7 protein-coding genes are annotated in these 5,067 nt (G+C 69.4%); 3 read left to right on the top strand and 4 right to left on the bottom strand.

Annotated elements, in window-relative coordinates; genetic code table 11:
* Positions 1–46: 46 nt before the first annotated feature.
* Positions 47–943, bottom strand: a complete 897-nt coding sequence (locus UK23_RS44520; protein ID WP_045317882.1) for a ParB/RepB/Spo0J family partition protein — start codon at positions 941–943, stop codon at positions 47–49.
* Between the two features lie 77 nt (positions 944–1,020).
* Positions 1,021–1,413 carry a CoA-binding protein gene (locus UK23_RS44515; protein ID WP_045317881.1) on the bottom strand — a complete coding sequence of 131 codons (393 nt, stop codon included), beginning with the start codon at positions 1,411–1,413 and terminating at the stop codon, positions 1,021–1,023.
* A gap of 113 nt (positions 1,414–1,526) precedes the next feature.
* Between UK23_RS44515 and UK23_RS44510 the strand changes: the two genes are divergently transcribed.
* A complete protein-coding gene (locus UK23_RS44510; RefSeq protein ID WP_045317880.1) occupies positions 1,527–1,952 on the top strand; it encodes a YciI family protein in 426 nt (141 codons plus the stop codon).
* Here UK23_RS44510 and UK23_RS49520 read toward each other — a convergent pair.
* Together UK23_RS49520 and UK23_RS49515 are read right to left on the bottom strand one after the other, a co-directional pair.
* Positions 1,946–2,707 (bottom strand): PucR family transcriptional regulator, encoded by a 762-nt coding sequence (locus tag UK23_RS49520; RefSeq protein ID WP_052685604.1) that lies wholly within the window; start codon positions 2,705–2,707, stop codon positions 1,946–1,948. The two genes, UK23_RS44510 and UK23_RS49520, sit on opposite strands and share 7 nt — an antisense overlap.
* 114 nt (positions 2,708–2,821) lie before the next feature.
* Positions 2,822–3,742 carry a PucR family transcriptional regulator gene (locus tag UK23_RS49515; RefSeq protein ID WP_196778161.1) on the bottom strand — a complete coding sequence of 307 codons (921 nt, stop codon included), beginning with the start codon at positions 3,740–3,742 and terminating at the stop codon, positions 2,822–2,824.
* A gap of 155 nt (positions 3,743–3,897) precedes the next feature.
* Between UK23_RS49515 and UK23_RS44495 the strand changes: the two genes are divergently transcribed.
* Together UK23_RS44495 and UK23_RS44490 are read left to right on the top strand one after the other, a co-directional pair.
* A complete protein-coding gene (locus tag UK23_RS44495) occupies positions 3,898–4,608 on the top strand; it encodes a Crp/Fnr family transcriptional regulator (protein WP_052685602.1) in 711 nt (236 codons plus the stop codon).
* A gap of 19 nt (positions 4,609–4,627) precedes the next feature.
* Positions 4,628–5,032: a DUF6069 family protein gene (locus UK23_RS44490; RefSeq protein WP_045317879.1), complete on the top strand. Its 405-nt coding sequence runs from the start codon at positions 4,628–4,630 to the stop codon at positions 5,030–5,032.
* Positions 5,033–5,067 lie beyond the last annotated feature (35 nt).

Genomic DNA, 5,067 nt, shown 5'->3' with positions numbered 1-5,067 from the left:
CGGTACTTGCAGACGCCAACAGAGCCGACCCCTTGGAATCAGCCGGCTAGACGGCTTGGCGGCGGTTTTCCCGTTCCAGCGCCTCGGCCATCTCGGCCCAGACCTCCGCGCATCCGCGAGCCATGTCCGCCACGAGCTCCCGGCAGTGCGACGGCACCCCGTCCACCACCGTGGCCCACTCGCCGGACGACACCGCGTGCGCTTCGAGCCAGCGCAGCACCAGCCGCCCGTGCTCGTTGAAGCGCAACGACGGATCGCGGCGCAGGATCGGCAGCGTGGTGCCCGGCGCCCGGACCTCACTGCGCGCCGCCGGCACCTCGACCTCGGCGATCTCCGCGGCCCGCATCCGTTCCGGCACGGGGTCGAGCCCGGCGAGCAGGCGCCGCCGGACGTCCCGCACGGTTCCCGGCGACACTCCCGCCGCACGAGCGATGTCGCGCAACGACGCGTCGGGCCGCGCCTCGATCATCTCCACCGCGAGCCGTCGCCCCGCCGCGGAGTTGACCGGGCGGACCTTGCCGTCCCGCCCGACCCGGTTCGCCGCGCGCCCGCCCACTGCGCGCCGCAGCACTCCGACCGACTTGGCCGCGAGCCCTGTGGAGGCCGCGATCGCCCGGTCGGACCACTGCGGGTGCGACCGCAGCAGCCGGCGGGCGGCAGCCTCCCTGTCCGCGGTGGTCAGCGTCGCCACGTTGAGCGACACCGACAGGACGAACACGTCCTCCACCGGCCCGTCGACGTACTCGACCTCGACCGACCGGGATCCGCGCAGCACAGCCGCCCGCAGGCGGTGTGCGCCGTCGACGACCCGGTGGGTACCGCGGTGCACCACGATCGGTGCGAGCACGGTCCCAGAGGACGCCAGCTTCCGAACGAACTCCTCGCTGCAGCCACCGAGACGCGGAGATTCCGCGAGCTGCAGCACGTTGATGTCAACGAGCATGCGAATTAAGCCCCCAGGCTTGGGTTCCCGGCACCCCCAGATGTCCGGGAACTTCTCGCCGCAGAGTACTTAGGTGGTCAACGGGAGCGCCACTCGATCGCGGGACACACGTTCATCACCATGTGCAGCCCGGCGGCCTTGGCGCGTTCGTACGCCGCCTCGTCGACCACGCCGAGCTGGAACCACACGGCCTTGGCGCCGATCGACACGGCCTCGTCCGCGAACTGGCCGGCGTCCTGCGAGCGGCGGAACACGTCCACGACGTCGACCTCGAACGGGATGTCGGCCAGGGTCGCGTACCCCTGTTCGCCGTGCACGGTCTCGGCCGACGGGTGCACCGGGACGATCTTCCTGCCGCGCTCCTGCAGGAACCGCGCCACGCCGTGGGCCGCGCGGGACGGGTTGTCCGAGAGCCCCACGATGGCCCAGACCTGGCAGTTCTCGAGGATCCAGCCGACGTCTTCGCGCATGCCCTCCAGAGTAATAGTGTGACGCCGGTCACTTTCTCGGAAAGCTGGTCGAAACCGGCCTGAGCCGATCGACGCGTGAGTAAGAAGGGCACACCAGACCTGAGGAGATCGAGATGCGGTTCATGGTCATCGTCAAGGCGAACGAGGACACCGAGAACTCCGTCATGCCCACCGCCGCGGAGCTGGCCGCGATGGGCAACTACAACGAGGAACTGGTGAAGGCGGGCGTCATGCTCGCGGGCGACGGCCTGTACCCGAGCGACAAGGGCGCGCGGGTCGCGTTCGACGGCAGCGGTGCGACGACGGTCATCGACGGCCCGTTCACCGAGACCAAGGAGCTGATCGCCGGGTTCTGGATCTGGGAGCTGCCGTCGCTGCAGGACGCCGTGGAGTGGCTGAAGAAGGCGCCGTTCCAGAGCGGTGAGGTCGAGATCCGGCAGATCCACGGCCCGGAGGCGTTCGAGGGCATCATCACGCCGGAGACCCAGGCGCAGGAGGACCGGCTGCGCGAGCAGATCTCCGCCCAGACGGGTCAGTGAGTCCTGGGCAGCGGAACTTGAGGCGTCGAGTGGGCCGTCAGCGCGACGCTCAACGTCAGCAACGCACGTGGTGAGGTCGGACGGCAGCCGGTGAGCCGTTCGACCAACCGCAGCCGGTGGTCCAGCGTGCTGCGGTGGATGTCCAGCCCGCGCGCTGCGGCAGCGCGGTTGCCGTCCTCGGCGATGAACGCTTTCAGCGCGTCCAGCAAGGGCTGCTGCGCCATCACGGGTTCGATCATGCGGGCCAGCCGTTCCGCGACGTGCGGCTGGCGCAGCACCGCGAAGTCCGCCAGCACGGTGCGCAGCTCGTAGACGCCGGGAGCCCGGTTCCGCGCGATCCGCAGGACGTCCTCGGCCGTGGCCCGCGCCGAGGCCAGGTCCTTGCGGGGAGCCCACGCGACGGCCATCCACACGTCCTGGCCGACGCGGTCGTGCAGTTCGCGTGCCAGTTCGACGTGGAGGTCCTGGGCGCACGGGATGAGCAGGTAGCCACCACAGACGCCGTCGAGCACGAGGACTTCGGCGTCCCGCACCGCGTCGAGCACCTCGGCGGCACCGTCCTCAGTGGACGCGCAGAAGGCCACGACCGCGTACGCCAAGGCCAAACCGTCGAAAGATCCGTTGTCCCGTCCGGAAAGCAGTGTTCTGGCGAGCTGGCGGCGAGTCGCCACGTCCTCCACGGGGGGCAGGTCGTAGGGGCTGAGGATGTCACGCAGCACGTCGTTGAGCAGCCGGCTGTCCAGAACTGGGGTCACGCGTCGCCTCCCTGAGGGCCCTACGGTGTCGCTCAGAACGGTAGGCAACTGTCGACAGTTGGCACAGCGGGCTTGAGGCAGCCTTAACATTCACCTCAGCCGTTCGGAACCGTTTCAGCCCAAGGAGTTCGTGCGGCTGAGGCCGATCGCGGTGCCCAGAAGCGCGAGGTCACGCGGGTTCACCGGACTCAAACCGGTCAGCTGTTCGATCTGCCAGAGACGGTAGTCGATCGTGCTGCGGTGGATGAACAGCTTCTTGACAGCTACCGCCCGGTTGCCGTCCGCCTCGAGCAACGCCAGCACCGTCTCGACCAGAACGGGGTTCGCCAGCAACGGCGCGACGACCTTCCCGAGCTCGTCGCGCACCTCCGGCGTCTCCAGCACGGCGCTCTCGAACAACATGTCGTCGATCCGGTACACACCGGGCGGCCGGCCGAGTGACGACACCAGCGCGTCGATCTCGTCGACTTCCTTGCGCGCCAACGCGACGCGCGCGGCGGCCCGTTCCGCGACGCAGAACCACACCTCGCCGCCGAGCTCCTCCCACACCTCCCGGCACAACGGCAGCGCGGCCGCTTCGGCGACCGGCAGCAGGAGATGTCCGGATGTCGCCAGAACCACCGGTCCACGTTTGCGGAAAGCGCTTACCACCCTGTCTGCAGCGGATCCGCGAGCCAGCACGACCGTGTAGAACGGGGCAGCGCCGCCGGGTGCGTTCCCGGCGAGCAACGCGTCTCCCAGCCCGTCGTCGTCCGCGCAGAACGCGGACATCAGCTCCGCGGCCAGCGCGGTACCGGCAGCCGCCAGCGCACGGGCGTCACCACCGTCGTCCAGCATCGCCTCGGTCAGCAACCTGTCCGTGGATCTCAGCGCCACGACCACCTGCGCGACAGGGACTTTCGCCGAAGCGAGCCGCGCACCGACCCGGTGCGCGACCGTCACGGCCGCGTCCTCCCAGCCCTCGGCGTCGGCGGCCGCCGCGCGGTAGACGGCGAGGAACTCCTCGTGCAGCAGACGGCCGACGTCGAAAAGCACGGGCTGCCCCTTCCCATCTTTCGCGCCGTTGAAGGATTTCAGCACCAGCCGTGGGGAAAACCCCAGCATTCTCCAGCGCCACGCCAGTGTTGCCAACCATAACGTCGAGTCACATCCGGTCGCGCCCTGTCACCCGCACGAAAACGGAGACCGACGTGGCACCTCAGCTGCTCGCCCCACCGCGGCCGGCGATCCTCGCGCCGTCCAGTGAGGCCTGGCGCCAGTTCGCCCACGCCCTGGAGCCCGTCGGGTTCGCGCGCGGCGACGTGATGCTGCGCCTGGGCGTCCGCACCGACGAACTGCTCGTGCTGCGCTCCGGCAAGGCCAAGACGTGCTGCGCCTCCCCGGACGGCCGTGAGCTGGTGCTGGACTTCCACTGCGCGGGCGACGTCCTGGTGGAGCCGACGCTGTTCGACGCGGCCCCCGCGGTGTCCACCACGATCGCGATCACCGACGTGCAAGCGGGCCGGATCGCGCGCGCCGACCTGACGAAGTGGCTGGCGTTGTGCCCGGAGATCACCGAACGCCTGCTGGGCACCATCGCCCGCCGCCGGCGCGAGTCGCACCAGATGCGCATGGACATGGTGCAGATGGACGCCCCCGCCCGCCTCGCCAAAGCCCTGCTGCGCCTGGCGGGCCGGTTCGGTCAGGCCCAGCGCGGCGCTCTGCTGATGATCGAGGACCTCACCCAGGAGGAGCTCGGCCAGTACGTCGGCTCGCGGCGCGACACCGTCAACAAGACGCTCTCGGACTTCGCCCAGCGCGGCTGGATCTCGATCGAGCGCAAGAGCATCTTCCTCACCGATCCGGCGCAGCTGTCCCGCCGGGTGCGCGTGGGCATGCCGGCAGTACCCGCCCAACGGTAGAAACAGGAGTGCTCCGCCCATGACAACTCAAACCCGGACCAGCACGGGCAAGGTCGTGCTGGGAGTCGTCGCCGCCATCGCCGTCGCTTCGATCGGCAACGCCGTGGTGTCCTCTGCGGCCCAGGCGCTGGGCGCCGACCCGAACGCCGTGGAAGGCCTGAAACCGCAAGGCTACGTCGTGCTGACCGCAGTAGGCGTGATCATCGCCGCGTTCGCCTGGTCCTCGATCCGCAAGCGCGCCAAGGACCCCGCCCGCACGCTCGCCAAGCTGGTCCCGATCGTCGTGGTCATCTCTTTCCTGGCCGACGTCCCGGTGTTCTTCCTCCCCGGCGCCTCACTCATTGGCGTACTCGCCCTGATGCTCATGCACGTGGTCGTCGCGCTCGTCTCCGTCCCGATCTTCCACCGAGTACTCCCGGTCTGACTAACGATGAAGGGAACCTTCATCCACCTCACGTG

The sequence above is a fragment of the Lentzea aerocolonigenes genome (assembly GCF_000955955.1).
GTDB lineage: Bacteria > Actinomycetota > Actinomycetes > Mycobacteriales > Pseudonocardiaceae > Lentzea > Lentzea aerocolonigenes_A.
The sequence above is the reverse complement of the archived record's forward strand: the minus strand, read 5'-3'. Positions and strand labels throughout refer to the sequence as shown.